A 15,644-nucleotide genomic window follows, 5' to 3' on the forward strand; every position below is an offset into this window, starting at 1 on the left:
TCCGCCTGAAGCGTCCAGCGGCGCTCGTGCACGATGCCGAAATCCGGCCCGTAGCCGGCGTGCCGGCCGGCCAGGACGAGGGCCTCCTCCGTCTCGGTGATCAGCGGCGCGCAGGGGGCCGACGCGGCGGGCCTCGCCTTCGACGCCCTCAAGCAGGCTCAGGCCGCCGGTACCGACGTGCTGCTGATCGACACCGCCGGCCGCCTCCAGAACAAGGCCGGGCTGATGGCGGAGCTCGAGAAGATCATCCGCGTTATCCGCAAGGTCGATCCAGATGCGCCGCATGCCACGCTCCTCGTGCTCGACGCGACGGTGGGCCAGAACGCCCTCAGCCAGGTCGAGCTGTTCTCGCAGGCGGCGCCGGTCTCCGGCCTCGTGATGACCAAGCTCGACGGCACGGCGCGCGGCGGCATCCTGGTGGCGCTCGCCGCGAAGTTCGGCCTGCCGGTGCACTTCATCGGCGTCGGCGAGGGCGTGGAGGACCTGGAGCCCTTCGCGGCCCGCGACTTCGCCCGCGCCATCGCCGGGCTGGAGAAGGGCTAGGGCGGCGGGCGGCGCACGTCCGTCCGGGCGAAGTCGTCGCCCTTGAACAGGAGCGGCGCACCCCGCGTCTGCGCCAGGGCGTAGGAGAAGCAGTCGCCGAAATTGAGCCCGGCCGGGTGGCGGCCCTTGCCGTAGCGCTCGAACGCGTCGGCGGCGGCCTGCGCGAGAGCGTGGTCCACCGGGTCGATCACGATGCCGCGCCGCAGGAGCCAGTCATCGAGGGCGGCGCGCCCGTCAGGATAGCGCGAGACCACCATCGCGCATTCGAGATAGGTCGCCGCCGACATCGTCGCGGCCTCCGCGAGGGCCAATCGGCTCGAGAGCAGGTCCGCGTCCGGCTCCTGTAGAAAGATCGCGACGAAGGCCGACGTATCGACGACGATCATACAGGCAGGCCGTTCTCGTCATAGGCGAGGATCTCATCGCTCGCATGGGCGTCGACGACGTCTCCCCGGCGAACCTTCCGCAGCGCCGCGTCGGCCGCGAGTCCGTCCGCGACCCGGCGCTCCGCATCGGCTTCCAGCCGGCTCCGCTCCCGCCGGAGCAGGTCGAGCAGGAGGTCCGGCTCGGCGCGGCTCGTCCGCGCCGCGAGATCGGCCAGGATCGCCTCGGCCTCGGCATTCTCGATGGTGATGGACACGGCCGGGCCCTCCTCGATACAGACGCGCTCAGGACACCTATATCACGCCCCATGCAGATCGAATCCGTCCCCCCGCACCGCCACCTGCCGCCGCTCCTGAAGCTCGTCCTGGAGATGGGGCCGCTGGTGCTGTTCTTCCTCGGCAACGCCTATGCCGAGCGCTTCGGGGTGAACCCCGACCAGAAGCTCTTCGTGGCAACCGGGCTGTTCGTGACGGCGACCGTGGTCGCCCTCGCCATCCATTACGTCCTGGTGCGGCGGCTGCCGATCATGCCCCTGGTCTCGGGGGTCGTGGTGGTGGTGTTCGGCGGGCTGACCCTGCTCCTGCAGGACAAGACCTTCATCATGGTGAAGCCCACCATCGTGAACACGCTGTTCGGCGTGGTGCTGCTCGGCGGCCTCGCCTTCGGCAAGTCGCTGCTCTCGGTGGTGCTCGATTCGATGTTCGCGCTGACCGACGAGGGCTGGCGCAAGCTCACCTTCCGCTGGGGCCTGTTCTTCCTGGCGCTGGCCGCCCTCAACGAGGTGGTCTGGCGCACGCAGACCGAGGATTTCTGGGTGAACTTCAAGGTGTTCGGCATCATGCCGCTCACCGTCGTGTTCGCGCTGGCCCAGACGCCGCTGCTCACGCGCTACGAGCGCAAGGACGCGAAGGCCTGAGCGGCGCGGGGGGCGAGGAGCGGTCGAGCCGCGCCTCGCCCGGATGCGTCAGGCCCGCTCGGCGTGCTCGCGGGTGATGAAGGCGATGCGCACGAGGTTCGTCGCGCCCGGCGTCCCGAAGGGCACGCCCGCCACCACGATGACCCGGTCGCCGATCTCGGCGAAGCGCTCGCGCACCGCGAACTTGCAGGCGCGGAAGGCCATGTCGTCCACGTCGCTCGCGTCCTTCGTCACGATCGGGTGGGTGCCCCAGGCCATGGCCAGCCGCCGCGCCGTCTCGCGCTTCGGGGTCAGGGCGATCACCGAGGCGTTCGGGCGCTCGCGGGAGAGGCGCAAGGCCGTCGAGCCCGAATGCGTCCAGGCCATGATGGTATCGAGTTCCAGCGCGTCGACCATCTGGTGCGCCGCCGCCGCGATGGCGTCCGAGGCGGTATGCTCGGGCTTCGAGGATTGCGCGCGGATGATCGACCAGTAAAGCTGGTCCCGCTCGACCTGCTCACTGATCCGGCTCATCGTGGTGATCGCCTCGACGGGGAAGGCGCCCGACGCGCTCTCGGCCGAGAGCATCACCGCGTCCGCGCCCTCGTAGACCGCGGTCGCCACGTCCGAGACCTCGGCGCGGGTGGGGACGGGGGCCGAGATCATCGATTCGAGCATCTGGGTCGCCACCACCACCGGCTTGCCGAGGCGGCGCGAGGCGCGGGTGATGCGCTTCTGCACGCCCGGCACCTGCTCCAGCGGCATCTCGACGCCGAGATCGCCGCGGGCGACCATCAGCCCGTCCGAGATCTCGACGATCTCCTCCAGGCGGGTCAGCGCCTGCGGCTTCTCGATCTTGGCCATCACCAGGGCGCGGCCGGCGCAGACCGTCTTGACCTCGGCCACGTCCTCGGGCCGCTGCACGAAGGAGACCGCGATCCAGTCGGCGCCGGCGGCGAGGCCGGCCTCGAGGTCGGCCCGGTCCTTGTCGGTCATGGCCGGCAGCGGGATCACGGTATGGGGCAGGGACACGCCCTTGCGGTTCGAGATGCGTCCGCCGACCTCGACGCGGGTCACGGCCCGCATCTCGCCGACCTCGACCACCGTGAGGCGCAGCTTGCCGTCATCCACCAGGATGGCATGGCCGGGCTCCAGCGCCTGCAGGATCTCGGGATGGGGCAGGTAGACGCGGGCCGCGTCGCCGGGCGTCGGGTCGCCGTCGAGGACGAAATGCGCGCCGTTCGCGATCATCGCCGAGCCCTCGGCGAAGGTGCCGAGCCGGAGCTTGGGCCCCTGCAGGTCCACCAGGATGGCGATCGGGCGCTTGGCCTCGCGCTCGACGGCGCGGATGACCTCGACCTTCTCCGGCAGCTTCTCGCGGGGCAGGTGGCTCATGTTGAGCCGGAAGACGTCGGCGCCCGCGTGGAAGAGCTTCGCGATCATCTCGGGCGAGTCGGAGGCCGGGCCGAGGGTGGCGACGATCTTCGTGCGGCGGGAGCGTTTCAAAGGGGCCTCCTAGACGCCCAATTCCGCGGCCGCTCTCTTGACGCGGCGGCCGTTCCTGGCGTCGCGGGCCAATGAGCCCGCACCCGGCCCGCCGTCAAGGCTGCGCCGCGGATTGGCCCCCGAATTGGCGGGATCCGGAGCCCCGGACGGAGACGGGCGGCGCCCTATCTCCCCGGGGAAGGAGGAGACCATGCCGAGCCCCGAGACGAAGACCGAGCGGACACCCGAGACCATCGCGCCGGCCCCGCCCGAGCTGCTCGCGCCCTGGCGCAGCGCGGCGCGCCTGGCCCTGCAGGCGGAGGCCCGCGCCTTCGCCCGCGACGTGGTGCTGCCGCTCGCCGACGAGCTCGACCCGAAGAAGGGCGAGATGCCCCGCTCCCTCATCGACGCCATGGCGGAGAAGGGCTGGTTCGGCATCACCATCCCCGCCGAGCATGGCGGGATGGGGCTCGGCGTGTTCGAGTACTGCCTCGTCTCCGAGGAGCTCGCCCGGTCCTGGCTCTCGGTCGGCAGCATCCTGGCGCGGGGCCAGGGCCTCGGCACCCAGACCCTCGACGACGCGCGCCGCCTCGACCTGCTGCGCAGATCCGCGAAGGGGCAGTGGATCGGCAGCATCTCGCTCTCCGAGCCGACGGCCGGCTCCGACCTCGCCGGCGTCCAGACCCGGGCCGTGCGCGAGGGCGAGTCCTGGCGCCTCACCGGCACCAAGCGCTGGGCCGGCTTCGCGCTCGCCGCCGACTTCATCGAGGTGCTCGCCCGGACCCGCGACCCCGAGCCCGGCGAGCCGCGCTCGGCGGGGCTGGAGCCCTTCCTCGTGGTCAAGGAGCCCGGCACCTTCCCGGCCGGCATGACGGGCCACGCCATCGACAAGGTCGGCTATCACGGCTTCCAGACCTACCAGCTCGAACTCGACGGCGTGCGGGTGCCCGAGAGCGACCGCCTCACCGGCCTCTACGGCGATGTGGGAGCGGATGCCGATTCCGGCGGCTTCGCCGCCGTGCAGCGCGGGCTCAACATCGCCCGCGTCCACACCGCCGCCCGCGCGGTCGGCGTGGCCCGCGCCGCAGTGGAGGACACCCAGGCCTATCTCCAGGAGCGCGAACAGTTCGGCCAGCCGATCGGGACCTTCCAGGCCTTGCGCTTCGCCCTCGCCGACATGGCGGCGGAGGTGGCGCAGGCCCGCGCCTTCTGGTGCCAGGTGGCCCATCTCCTCGACCAGGGCGAGCCGGCCGAGAGCGAATCGGCGATGGTGAAGCTGCTCGCCACCGAGATGGCGGTGCGGGTGACGAACCAGGCGATGCAGCTCCACGGCGGCAACGGCTACACCACCGAGCGCCGCGTCGAGCGCTACTGGCGCGACGCCCGCCTGACCACGATCTTCGAGGGCACCAGCGAGATCCAGCGCCGGATCATCAGCGACCGGATGCTGCCGCGAGAGGGCTGACCCAGCCTCCGGTCGCGCCGGTCGACCGCAACGGATCCCCCTCTCCCCGCCCGCGGGGAGAGGGCCGCAGCGACCCTGCTGTCGATGCGGCGAGGCGGCAGCCGAGGGTGAGGGGGCGGTCGAGAAAGAGCCTCCTCTGGATCCTCCCCCTCACCGCCGCTTCGGCTTCCGCCTTCGCTTCCCGCAGGCACGACAGGGGGCCTGCGGGCCTCTCCCCGCAAGCGGGGAGAGGGGGGATCCGCGTCTGGCCGGAGCGTGTCGTGCGAGCGGGCAGCGATCCGCTCAGCCCGCGTCCAGGATCTGCGCGAACCGCGCAACCAGGCGGCGACCGACCTCGTCCTTGGCGAGCGTCGGCCAGGTCTCCACGGCACCGTCGCGCGCGAGCAGGTGGACGGTGTTGGCCGCCCCGCCCATCACGCCGCCCGCGGGTGAGACATCGTTGGCCACCAGGAGATCGCAGCCCTTGCGGGCGAGCTTGGCGCGGGCATGGTCGAGCACCGCATCGGTCTCGGCCGCGAAGCCGACCACGAGGCGCGGCCGGCCCTCCTGCATCCGCGCGACCGTCGCCAGGATGTCGGGATTCTCGACAAGGCGGAGGGGCTGGGGCTCGCTGCCGTCCTTCTTGATCTTCGAGCCCTGCTCGGCGGCCGGGCGCCAGTCGCCGACCGCGGCGGCGAAGATCGCGAGGTCGGCGGGCAGCGCCGCCTCCACGGCCGCCAGCATCGCGCGGGCGGTCTCGACGCGCACCACCGCGACGCCGGGCGGATCCGGGATCGCGACCGGACCGGAGACCAGCGTCACCTGCGCCCCGGCGGCGGCGGCGGCGGCGGCGATGGCGTGGCCCTGGCGGCCCGACGAGCGGTTGGCGAGGTAGCGCACCGGGTCGATCGGCTCGTGGGTCGGCCCCGAGGTGACGAGGACGCGCCGTCCGGCGAGCGGCCCGGCCTTGGCCCCCAGCATCGCCGCGAGCGCGTCGGCGATCTCCTCCGGCTCGGCGAGGCGCCCCGGCCCGGTCTCCGCCTCGGCCATCCGGCCCGTATTCGGGCCGACGACGCGCACGCCGTCGCGCCGCAGCGTCTCGAGATTGCGCTGCGTCGCCGGGTGCTGCCACATCCGCACGTTCATCGCCGGGGCGATCAGGATCGGCAGGGTGGTGGCCAGCAGCACCGTCGAGGCGAGGTCCGGCGCCTGACCGGTCGCCATCCGGGCCATGAGGTTGGCGGTGGCGGGCGCCACCACCACGGCATCGGCCTGCCGCGCCAGCTTGATATGGCCGATATCGGCCTCCTCGGCGCGGTCGAACAGATCGGTATGGGCGCGCTCCCCCGCGAGCGCCGCGGCGGCGAGCGGCGTGACGAATTCCTGCGCGCCCTGCGTCAGCACCGGGCAGACGCTGGCGCCGCGCTCCCGCAGGCGGCGGATCAGGTCGAGCACCTTGTAGGCCGCGATGCCGCCTCCGATGACGAGGAGCACGCGACGATCGGCGAGGGGCAGGGTCATGCGTCACCAATGCGGGCCCTGCCGGGCAGGTCAAGCCTGAACCGCCCCGCACCCGGATTGCCACCTGATGACAGGAAATCCCCTCGGATCATGCCGCACAAGTTGCGTCGAATAGCGCCTACAATCTGACATGAAACAGATCATATCTCGCGCCAATCAGAGCAAAAGAGTTCATTGGGATCGGTCCTTAACGGATTCCGCGCATGGTGCGCGTGGCGGCGCTTGGACGCCACAGGAATACGGACATGAAGATCGGGGCCAAACTCGCGGCATCGGCCGCGGTATCCGGCGCTCTCGTCGGCGGCATGATTCTGAACCAGTGGGTGAGGAACCGCACGATCCTGGACGGGGTCGCCGCCGTCGGTCGCGAGCAGACCATCCTGAACGGCATCACGGGTGCGCAGCTCGCCCTCAGCCAGATCCGGGCCGGGTACAAGACGATTTCCACCGCGGATGCGGCGGAGGCGTCGGCGGCCCTGGCCGACATCCGCAGGCAGGCCAAGGCCGCCATCCACGGCCTCGACGAGCCGGTCCGCATCGCGCTCAAGCCCGACGTGCTGCGCGAGACGCAAGGGAGCCTCGGCAGCATCCTCCAGACCGCCGAGACCCTGTTCACGGCCCAACACACGAAGATCGATCAGCAGGCCGCTCTGCGCGCCGATGTGGAGATGAACGAGATCGCCGCGCGCGCAGACAAGGTCATCGCCGAATCCCGGGCCAACGCGGAGCGCTTCACGCAGGAGGCCACGGAGACCGTCGCCTCGCAGACCCGCTCGGCGAGCTTGATCGGCCTCGTCTCGGGCCTGCTCGTCCTCCTCGGGATCGCCGGCTCGGCCCTGTTCATGGCCCGCAACGTCGCCCTGCCGATCCGCCGGATCGGCGCCATCCTGATGCGGCTCACGGAGGGCGATACCGACATCGAGATCCCCTACGCCACGCGGAACGACGAGGTCGGCGAGACCGCGCGGGCCGCCGGGATCTTCAAGGACAACCTCGTGCGCATGCGGGCCCTGGAGGCGGAGGCCGAGACCAACCGGGCGGGCGCCGCGGCGCAGCGCAGGGCCGCACGCGTCGAGCTGGCCGACCGCTTCGAGACGGCCGTCGGCGGCATCGTGGCGCGGGTCGGCACGGCCGCGGACGATCTCCAGGGCATCGCGCAGGCGATGAGCGGGACGGCGGCGCAGACGACGGAGCGCTCGGCCAGCGCGGCCGCGGCGGCGGAGGAGGCCTCGACCAATGTGAGCATGGTGGCGAGCGCCGCCGAGGAGCTCGGCTCCTCCGTCCAGGAGATCGGCCGGCAGGTGGCGGGTTCCGCCAGCCTGGCGCAGGCCGCCGTGGTGGAAGCCAACGAGACCGGCCGCCTCGTCACCGAGCTGAGCCGTGCCGCCGCCAAGATCGGCGACGTGGTGAATCTCATCTCGACCATCGCCAGCCAGACCAACCTCCTCGCGCTCAACGCGACGATCGAGGCGGCCCGCGCGGGCGACGCCGGGCGCGGCTTCGCGGTCGTGGCGACCGAGGTGAAGGAACTGGCCAGTCAGACGGGACGGGCGACCGACGAGATCAGCCTCCAGATCAGCCAGATCCAGAGTGCCACGGAGCAGGCCGTCAGCGCGATCGGCAGCATCGCGCAGCGCATCGGCGAGATCAACGGTGTGACGACCGCGATCGCGGCGGCCGTCGAGCAGCAGGAGGCGGCGACCCAGGAGATCGTCCGCAACGTGGTGCAGGCTTCGACGGGGACGGCCCAGGTGTCGAGCAGCATCGGCGAGGTCGCCGAGGCGGCCGGCGCGGCAGGGACGGCGGCGACGCAGGTGCTCGCCTCGGCCGCGGATGTGAGCCAGCAATCGGATCAGCTCGGCAACGAGGTCCGGCGCTTCCTGGAGACCATCCGCGCGGCGTGATGGGACCGTCTCCCGACGGGGAAGCGGCTCGGCGGGTCCGTTCCTCCCGGGCGCGCGGACCCCGGCGGCCGCGCCGGCGTCCGGTCCGCGACGCGGCCCGGAGCGCTCTCCGCCGGAGTGGCTGCCAGCTCGGCGGAGGAGAGCGCGTCAAGCTCGGGTTTGAAGCCGTTCCTGATGGCGGCGCGATCGGGACCGGATCTGGGCCGCGGGGCGCCCGGCCCGGCGCCTCAGAGCGAATTCGAGCGGATCGAGCAGGTCTTCACCCCGTTGATCCCCTCCTCGGCCTCATCCTGAGGTGGATGGGGGGAGGAGCCGGATCTCTGCATGCGGGTCAGTCGATCCCGCTCAAACAGGCTCTCAGCGGAAGGCCAGGACCAGCGCGCCGATGGCGATGGCCCAGAGCGCGGCCGTCTGGACGATGGCGCGGCGGCGCTCGTCGCGGGCGAAGCGTTCCAGGCGCCGCGCGTCGCCGGTGCCGGCCTCGTCGAGGCGGACCAGCACGCGCTTGAGGCGCTGGGCAAGGTCGGGCACCTCCGCCACCACGTCGGCGATGGTGCGCAAAGCCTCCGCGCCCTGTTCCAGGCGCCCCACGGGGCCGAGATTGCGGGCGATCCAGCTCCGCACCACCGGCTCGGCCGTGGTCCACATGTCGAGGCGGGGGTCGAGGGAGCGGGCGACGCCCTCGACCACCACCATGGTCTTCTGCAGCATCACCAGCTCGGTCCGCGTGCTCATGTCGAACAGGGCGGTCACGTCGAAGAGCAGGGTCAACACCTTGGCCATCGAGATCTCGTCGGCCCGGCGCTGGTGGATCGGCTCGCCGATGGCGCGGATCGCCTGCGCGAAATCGTCCACCGAGTGGTGGGCCGGCACGTAGCCGGCCTCGAAATGCACCTGCGCCACCCGGCGGTAGTCGCGCATGATGAAGCCGAGCAGGATCTCGGCGAGGAAGCGCCGCTCGTTGGGTCCGAGCCGGCCCATGATGCCGAAATCGACCGCCACCAGCAGGCCCTGCCGGTCCACGAATAGGTTCCCCTGGTGCATGTCGGCGTGGAAGAAGCCGTCGCGGATGGCGTGGCGCAGGAAGCTCTGGATCACCGCGCGGCCGACCGCCTGCGGGTCGTGGCCGGCGGCGACGATGTCGGCCTTGCTGTGCAGCTTGATGCCGTCGATCCACTCGGAGGACAGCACGTCGCGCGCGGTCAGCTCCCAATCGGGCTTCGGCACGCGGAAATCGGGATCGTCCTTAGTGTTCTCGGCGAGTTCGGAGGCGGCCGCGGCCTCGAGCCGGAAATCCATCTCCATCATCACCGAGCGGGCGAGGATCTCGACCACCTCGCGCGGGCGCAGGCGCTCGGCCTGCGGCGAGAGGGCGTGCACCACCCGGGCGATGAAGCGCATCACCTGCAGGTCGCGCTGGAAGCGCTCGCGCACGCCGGGCCGCATCACCTTCACGGCCAGGGTGCGCTGGGTGCCGTCGGCATCCTGCACCACGGCCTTGTGGACCTGGGCGATCGAGGCCGCGGCGATCGGCTCGCTGAAGGCGACGAAGAGGGCCGAGAGCGGCTTGGCGAAGGCGGCCTCGATCACCCGGATCGCCTGGGCCTGCGGGAAGGCGGGCACCCGGTCCTGCAGCTTCTCCAGGTCGCGGGCGGCGGCCATGCCGACGATGTCGGGGCGCGTCGCCAGGAACTGGCCGAACTTGACGTAGCTCGGCCCGAGCCGGGTCATCGCCGCCGAGAGCCGCGCCGCGCCCGCGCCGAGCCCCGGCCGCTCCAGCGTGCGCCCGATCCGCAGGGCCAGCCGCAGGTGCGGCGGCAATTCCGCCGCGTCCACGAAGGACAGGGCGCCCTCGCGCGCCAGCACGAAGCCGACATGGGCGCCCCGCGCCAGATGGAAGATCGCGCCGATCACCGCCCAGCGGCCCCCTCGCGCCGCCGCACTAAGAGATCTTCCAGCCGGAATGGATGGCGACGATGCCGCCCGAGAGCGGCCGGTCGCTGACATGGCGGAAGCCGGCCTGCTCGATCAGCCCGGCGAAGGCGCCCCGCGTCGGGAACTTGCGGATCGATTCCACGAGGTAGCGGTAGGATTCGGCGTCGCCCGCCACCCGCGCGCCGATGCGCGGGATCACGTGGAAGGAATAGGCCTCGTAGATCCTGTCGAGCACCGGCAGATCGACCTGCGAGAATTCGAGGCAGAGGAAGCGCCCGCCGGGCTTCAGCACCCGTTTCGCCTCGGCCAGCGCCGCCTCGATGCGCGGCACGTTCCGGATGCCGAAGGCGATGGTGTAGGCGTCGAAGCTCTCGTCGGGCAGGGGCAGGCTCTCGGCGTTGCCGGTGACGAAGTCGACCCGGCCCGCGAAGCGCTCCGGCGCGCGCTCGGCGCCGACGCGCAGCATCGACTCGTTGATGTCCAGCACCGTGACCTGGGTGCGCGGACCGCCCGCGTCGAGCACGCGGAAGGCCACGTCGCCGGTGCCGCCGGCCACGTCGAGATGGCGGAAGGGGCGGCTCTTCGGCGGCCGCAGCATCGAGACGAGCTGCGTCTTCCAGGCCCGGTGCAGGCCGCCCGACATCAGGTCGTTCATCAGGTCGTAGCGGCGGGCGACCGAGTGGAACACCGCGTCCACGCGGCTCTGCTTGGCCCCCAGCGCCACGCGCTCGAAGCCGAAATCGGTGGTCTCGTCGTCCCGCGTCCGGTCCCCGCCCGCCATCGATCACCTGCTCCAGAGCGCGCTCCACCGAAGTGGACACCGGTTCGGTGCAAGAGAGCGCATCGCGACACGGGCCGAGAGCCCTGGCGCCTCATAGCGAAGGCCGCCGCAAACCGCCATGCGTCCCGGGCGCTCGGCCGGGGAGAAGGCTGGGCGGATCGCCGCGGACCACCGGGATTGTGCGCCGCTGCGGGGGCGCCGATATAGGCGGATCCTCCTGACCCGCCGATATCGCAGACGCCATGCCCGAGCTTCCCGAGGTCGAGACCGTGCGCCGGGGCCTCGCGCCGGCCCTGGTCGGCGCCCGCTTCAGCCGCGTCACCCTGCGCCGGCCGAACCTGCGCTTTCCCTTCCCCGAGCGCTTCGCCGAGCGGCTCGAGGGCCGCACCGTCACCGACCTGGCGCGCCGGGCGAAGTACCTCACCGCCCATCTCGATTCCGGCGAGACCCTGGTCATGCATCTCGGCATGAGCGGGCGCTTCGACGTGGCGATGCCGGACGGGCGCAACCTCTCGCCGGGCGACTTCTACCTGGAGGGCGCCGCCGGGGTGCCCAAGCACGACCACGTGGTGATGGCGATGGGGACGGGGGCCACCGTCACCTACAACGACGTGCGCCGCTTCGGCTTCATGGATCTCGTGCCGACGGAGGGGCTCGCCGCCTGCCGCCACTTCGCGGGGATGGGGATCGAGCCCCTGGAGCCGGGGCTCGACGGCGCGCTGATCGCCCGCCTGTTCCGCCACCGGTTCACGCCGCTGAAGGCCGCGCTCCTCGACCAGCGCCTGATCGCCGGGCTCGGCAACATCTATGTCTGCGAGGCCCTGCACCGGGCGGGGCTCCACCCCGAGACCCCGGCCGGGGCGCTGGCCAAGCCCGACGGCACGCCGACGCCGAAGGCGAAGCGCCTGGCGAAGGCGATCAAGGCCGTGCTCACCGAGGCGGTGGCCGCGGGCGGATCGACGCTCCGCGACTACGCCCACACGGACGGGACCTCGGGCGCCTTCCAGCACGCCTTCCGGGTCTATGACCGCGTCGGCGAGCCCTGCCGCAGCCCGGGCTGCGGCGGCCGCGTCGCCCGCATCGTCCAGTCCGGCCGCTCGACCTTCTTCTGCGCCGCCTGCCAGCCGGCGGAGCGGGGCTGAGCAGAGCGGTCGTCGTCCCGCTCCGCCGCCCGCCGCGTGCGCCCGCGCACCTGACGGCCCTCCCGCCGCGGGTCTATGCCGCCCCGGCGCTCGCGCAGATCGCGCGGGCGGGGAGGATGCACGCCGTGGGCTTCGTCTACGCGCTCGGGGCCTATCTGAGCTGGGGTCTCCTGGTGCCGGTGCATTTCCGGCTGCTCGGCGCCTTCAGCCCGAGCTTCATCCTGGCCGAGCGCATCCTCTGGTCGATCCTGTTCGTGGGCGGCCTCGTGCTGATCTGGCGGCGGCGGATCCGCACGCCGTTCCCGCTCACGCGCCGGCACGGGCTGCTCGTGGTCTCGGCGCTGCTGATCGGCGTCAACTGGCTCCTGTACCTGCGCGCCGTCGACCAGGGCCACCTGCTCGATGCCAGCCTCGGCTACTACATCAACCCGCTGATGAGCGTCGGCCTCGGCGCCGTGGTGCTCGGCGAGCGGCTGCGGCCGGCGCAAGGGGTGGCGGTCGGCATCGCCACGGCGAGCGTCTGCCTCGCCGTGGCCTGGGCCGGGGACCTGCCCGCCGTGTCGCTGGCGCTGGCGCTCACCTTCGCCCTGTACGGGCTGGTGCGGAAGGTGGTCGGCGTCGATCCGATGATCGGCTTCCTCGCCGAGACGCTGGTCCTGGCCCCGGCCGCCCTGGCCTTCCTGTGGCTCACGCCCGATCCGCTCTTCCCGCCCGACTCGCGCAGCCTGCTGCTGCTGGCGCTGACCGGCATCACCACGGCAGTGCCGCTGATCTGGTTCGCTGCCGCCGCCGAGCGCCTGCGCCTCGCGACGCTCGGGCTGATGCAGTACCTCGCCCCAACCTGCCTGCTCGCCCTCAGCGTGCTGGCCTATGGCGAGCGCGTCGAGCCGCACCGGCTCGTGATGTTCGGGCTGATCTGGCTGGCGCTCGCCCTCTACGCGGCGGACGCCTTCCGCGCGGGCCGGGCGGCGCGGGGCTGAAGGCTTTCCCTCGGCCCGCCCGCGCTATCTATCCCGGTCTCGCGGCGCGTCGCGCCGTGCATCCAACCGAGCCCGAACCTCCGATGCGTGAGTCCCCACCCCGCGAAGGCGCCGGCGCCACGGATACGGGGCGCGCCACCCAGGCCGATTACGAGAACCTCGCGGAGGCCCTGCCGCAGCTGGCCTGGATGGCCGACGCGGACGGCGCCATCTTCTGGTACAATCGCCGCTGGTACGACTACACCGGCACCACCCTCGACCAGATGCGCGGCTGGGGCTGGCGGGGCGTGCACCATCCCGATCACCTCGCCCGGGTCGAGGCGCGTTTCCGCGCGGCGATCGCGGCGGGCGCCCCCTGGGAGGACACCTTCCCGCTGCGGGGCGCGGACGGGCAGTTCCGCTGGTTCCTGTCCCAGGCCATGCCGCACCGGGACGCGCAGGGCCGCATCCTGCGCTGGTACGGCACCAACACCGACATCTCCCGCCGCCGCGCCACCGAGGAGCGCCTGCGCCATTCCGAGGAGCGCTTCCGGGCGCTGATCGACGCCTCGGCGGCCGTGGTCTGGACCACCACCGCCGCGGGCGAATTGATGCCGCCGCAGCCCCGCTGGAGCGCCTATACCGGCCAGGGCGAGGAAGCCTATCAGGGCTGGGGCTGGGTCGACGCGGTCCATCCGGACGACCGGGCGCATGCCGCCGAGGAATGGGCGCGCTGCGTCGAGGCGCGCAAGCCCTACGAGGTGGAGTACCGCCTGCGCCGCCGCGACGGGCAGTGGCGCCACATGGAGGTGCGCGGCGTGCCGGTGCTCGACCCGGACGGGGCCTTGCGCGAATGGGTCGGCACCAATGTCGACATCACCGAGCGCAAGGAGGCCGAGGCCGAGATCGAGCGGGCGCGGGCGGCGGCCGAGGCGGCCAACCGCGCCAAGAGCCAGTTCATCGCCAATATGAGCCACGAGCTGCGCACGCCGCTCTCGGCGGTGATCGGCTATTCCGAGATGCTCGGCGAGGAGCTGGAGGATGCCGGACAGGCGGGCCTGCTGCCGGACCTGCGCAAGATCGAGGCGAATGCGCGCCACCTGCTCTCGCTCATCAACGACGTGCTCGACATCTCGAAGATCGAGGCCGGCCGCGTCACCGCGGTGCCCGAGACCTTCGCGGTCGCCGACCTCGTCGCCGACGTCGCGGACGCGACGGGGGCGCTCGTCGAGAAGAAGCGCAACGCGTTCCGGACCGAGCTGGCGCCGGACCTCGGCCGGATGCACCAGGACCAGACCAAGATCCGCCAGTGCCTCCTCAACCTGATCGGCAACGCCGCCAAGTTCACCGAGGCGGGCGAGATCGTGCTGACCGTGGAGCGCCACCGCGAGGCGGGGGCCGACTGGCTCTCCTTCGCGGTGCGCGACACCGGCATCGGGCTCGACGCGGAGCAGATCGGGCGGCTGTTCCAGCGCTTCTCGCAGGCCGACGACTCGACCACGCGCAAGTTCGGCGGCTCCGGCCTCGGCCTCTCGATCACCCGCGCCTTCTGCCGGGCCATGGGCGGCGACGTCTGCGTGGAGAGCGAGCCCGGGCGCGGCTCGACCTTCACCGTCCGCCTGCCCGCGACCCTCGCTCCCGAGGACGCCGCCGCGGCGCCGGAGGCGCCGGAGGCCGCTCCCGCCCAGGCCGGGGAGGAGGGCGACGCCGTGCTGATCGTGGACGACGATCCGGCCGCGCGCGAACTCCTCGGCCGCTTCCTGGAGCGGGAGGGCTTCCATGTCCGCACCGCCAATGACGGACGCGCCGGCCTGACCCTGGCCCGCGCCCTCAAGCCCCGCGCCATCCTCCTCGACGTGGAGATGCCGCGCATGGACGGCTGGGCCGTGCTCCACGCCGTGCGCAGCGATCCGGATCTCGCCGGCATCCCGGTCATCATGACCTCCGTGGTGGCCGAGGAGGGCCTCGGCCAGGCGCTCGGGGCCACCGACTACTTCGTCAAGCCGATCGACTGGGACCGGCTCAAGGGGCTGATGGAGCGCTACCGGCCGCAGGGGCACGAGGCCCGCGTCCTGGTGGTGGACGACGACGCCGATGCCCGCGCCCGCCTCCACCGCACGCTCAGCCGCGACAGCTGGATCGTTGACGAGGCCGAGAACGGCCGCGCCGCCCTCGCGCGCATCGACCTCGCCCGCCCGAACCTGATCCTCCTCGACCTGATGATGCCGGAGATGGACGGGTTCGGCTTCCTGCGGGCGCTGCGCGCCCGGCCGGACGGCGACATCCCGGTGGTGGTGCTCACCGCCAAGGAGATCACCGAGAGCGAGAAGGCGGCCCTGGCCCGGTCCGCCGACCGGGTCATCGTCAAGGGCTCGCTGAGCCTCGCCGAGATCGGCCGGCAATTGCGCACCCTCTACGCGCAGGCCGCCGACGCGCCGGTGCCGAGCGGCCTGCAGGGCCTGATCGACCGGCTGGCCGAGCGGGAGCGGTAGGGGGGCGTCGGCTCTAACGGGAGCGATGCTCACACCGGAACCGCGCTCTCCCTTCCCCCCTCTGCGGGGGAGGGTGGCCCCTGCGTCAGCAGGGGTCGGGAGAGGGGTGCGACGGTGCAAGCGGAGGCAGTTGGCCTTCATGCCTGCTCCGCCCCTTCC

Annotated in this window: 12 protein-coding genes and 1 pseudogene; 7 read left to right on the plus strand and 6 right to left on the minus strand. The window is 72.2% G+C overall.

Going from position 1 to position 15,644, the window contains the following annotated elements; translation table 11 throughout:
- Positions 1-96: 96 nt before the first annotated feature.
- A pseudogene (locus tag MET9862_RS24785) lies at positions 97-543 on the plus strand (P-loop NTPase family protein); the annotation flags it as partial.
- Here the strand turns inward: MET9862_RS24785 and MET9862_RS24790 are convergent.
- A complete protein-coding gene (locus tag MET9862_RS24790) occupies positions 540-929 on the minus strand; it encodes a type II toxin-antitoxin system VapC family toxin (RefSeq protein ID WP_306438912.1) in 390 nt (129 codons plus the stop codon). The pseudogene MET9862_RS24785 and the gene MET9862_RS24790 overlap by 4 nt on opposite strands.
- Positions 926-1,183: a type II toxin-antitoxin system VapB family antitoxin gene (locus MET9862_RS24795; RefSeq protein ID WP_142585640.1), complete on the minus strand. Its 258-nt coding sequence runs from the start codon at positions 1,181-1,183 to the stop codon at positions 926-928. Before MET9862_RS24795 ends, MET9862_RS24790 begins: the two co-directional genes overlap by 4 nt.
- A 51-nt stretch (positions 1,184-1,234) precedes the next feature.
- Here MET9862_RS24795 and MET9862_RS24800 point away from each other — a divergent pair, with 51 nt between their 5' ends.
- Positions 1,235-1,843 (plus strand): septation protein A, encoded by a 609-nt coding sequence (locus tag MET9862_RS24800; protein WP_142585641.1) that lies wholly within the window; start codon positions 1,235-1,237, stop codon positions 1,841-1,843.
- A gap of 48 nt (positions 1,844-1,891) precedes the next feature.
- On the opposite strand, the gene pyk is transcribed toward MET9862_RS24800, so the two are convergent.
- On the minus strand, positions 1,892-3,328 hold the full coding sequence (gene pyk / locus MET9862_RS24805) for a pyruvate kinase (RefSeq protein ID WP_142585642.1): 1,437 nt from the start codon (positions 3,326-3,328) through the stop codon (positions 1,892-1,894).
- A gap of 190 nt (positions 3,329-3,518) precedes the next feature.
- Between pyk and MET9862_RS24810 the strand changes: the two genes are divergently transcribed.
- Positions 3,519-4,772: an acyl-CoA dehydrogenase family protein gene (locus MET9862_RS24810; RefSeq protein WP_142585643.1), complete on the plus strand. Its 1,254-nt coding sequence runs from the start codon at positions 3,519-3,521 to the stop codon at positions 4,770-4,772.
- A 282-nt stretch (positions 4,773-5,054) separates the two neighbouring features.
- Here the strand turns inward: MET9862_RS24810 and coaBC are convergent, their stop codons facing one another.
- Complete coding sequence (coaBC, locus tag MET9862_RS24815; RefSeq protein WP_142585644.1) at positions 5,055-6,272, minus strand: bifunctional phosphopantothenoylcysteine decarboxylase/phosphopantothenate--cysteine ligase CoaBC; 1,218 nt, start codon at positions 6,270-6,272, stop codon at positions 5,055-5,057.
- A 245-nt stretch (positions 6,273-6,517) separates the two neighbouring features.
- On the opposite strand from coaBC, the gene MET9862_RS24820 reads away from it, so the two are divergent.
- Entirely contained in the window at positions 6,518-8,176 is a 1,659-nt protein-coding gene (locus MET9862_RS24820) for a methyl-accepting chemotaxis protein (RefSeq protein WP_142585645.1), read from the plus strand.
- Positions 8,177-8,533: 357 nt separating this feature from the next.
- Here MET9862_RS24820 and ubiB read toward each other — a convergent pair whose 3' ends face one another.
- Positions 8,534-10,090 carry a 2-polyprenylphenol 6-hydroxylase gene (gene ubiB / locus MET9862_RS24825; protein WP_142585646.1) on the minus strand — a complete coding sequence of 519 codons (1,557 nt, stop codon included), beginning with the start codon at positions 10,088-10,090 and terminating at the stop codon, positions 8,534-8,536.
- Between the two features lie 28 nt (positions 10,091-10,118).
- On the minus strand, positions 10,119-10,892 hold the full coding sequence (gene ubiE, locus MET9862_RS24830) for a bifunctional demethylmenaquinone methyltransferase/2-methoxy-6-polyprenyl-1,4-benzoquinol methylase UbiE (protein WP_142585647.1): 774 nt from the start codon (positions 10,890-10,892) through the stop codon (positions 10,119-10,121).
- Positions 10,893-11,134: 242 nt separating this feature from the next.
- Here ubiE and mutM point away from each other — a divergent pair, with 242 nt between their 5' ends.
- The 3 genes from mutM (at position 11,135) to MET9862_RS24845 (ending at position 15,485) form a co-directional block, all read left to right on the plus strand.
- Positions 11,135-12,034 carry a bifunctional DNA-formamidopyrimidine glycosylase/DNA-(apurinic or apyrimidinic site) lyase gene (gene mutM / locus MET9862_RS24835; protein ID WP_142585648.1) on the plus strand — a complete coding sequence of 300 codons (900 nt, stop codon included), beginning with the start codon at positions 11,135-11,137 and terminating at the stop codon, positions 12,032-12,034.
- A 125-nt stretch (positions 12,035-12,159) separates the two neighbouring features.
- Positions 12,160-13,014 (plus strand): EamA family transporter RarD, encoded by an 855-nt coding sequence (rarD, locus tag MET9862_RS24840; protein ID WP_142585649.1) that lies wholly within the window; start codon positions 12,160-12,162, stop codon positions 13,012-13,014.
- 83 nt (positions 13,015-13,097) lie between these two features.
- The gene (locus tag MET9862_RS24845) at positions 13,098-15,485 is read left to right on the plus strand and encodes a response regulator (protein ID WP_142585650.1); all 2,388 of its coding nucleotides are present in this window, start codon (positions 13,098-13,100) and stop codon (positions 15,483-15,485) included.
- Positions 15,486-15,644: the final 159 nt, after the last annotated feature.

Source organism: Methylobacterium symbioticum (assembly GCF_902141845.1).
Classification (GTDB): Bacteria; Pseudomonadota; Alphaproteobacteria; order Rhizobiales; family Beijerinckiaceae; genus Methylobacterium; species Methylobacterium symbioticum.

Bases quoted from the DNA above. Each gene is read 5' to 3' on its own strand.
- MET9862_RS24790 (WP_306438912.1), bottom strand. From the start codon at position 929: ATGATCGTCGTCGATACGTCGGCCTTCGTCGCGATCTTTCTACAGGAG.
- MET9862_RS24800 (WP_142585641.1), top strand. From the start codon at position 1,235: ATGCAGATCGAATCCGTCCCCCCGCACCGCCACCTGCCGCCGCTCCTG.
- MET9862_RS24810 (WP_142585643.1), top strand. From the start codon at position 3,519: ATGCCGAGCCCCGAGACGAAGACCGAGCGGACACCCGAGACCATCGCG.
- coaBC (WP_142585644.1), bottom strand. From the start codon at position 6,272: ATGACCCTGCCCCTCGCCGATCGTCGCGTGCTCCTCGTCATCGGAGGC.
- MET9862_RS24820 (WP_142585645.1), top strand. From the start codon at position 6,518: ATGAAGATCGGGGCCAAACTCGCGGCATCGGCCGCGGTATCCGGCGCT.
- ubiE (WP_142585647.1), bottom strand. From the start codon at position 10,892: ATGGCGGGCGGGGACCGGACGCGGGACGACGAGACCACCGATTTCGGC.
- mutM (WP_142585648.1), top strand. From the start codon at position 11,135: ATGCCCGAGCTTCCCGAGGTCGAGACCGTGCGCCGGGGCCTCGCGCCG.
- MET9862_RS24845 (WP_142585650.1), top strand. From the start codon at position 13,098: ATGCGTGAGTCCCCACCCCGCGAAGGCGCCGGCGCCACGGATACGGGG.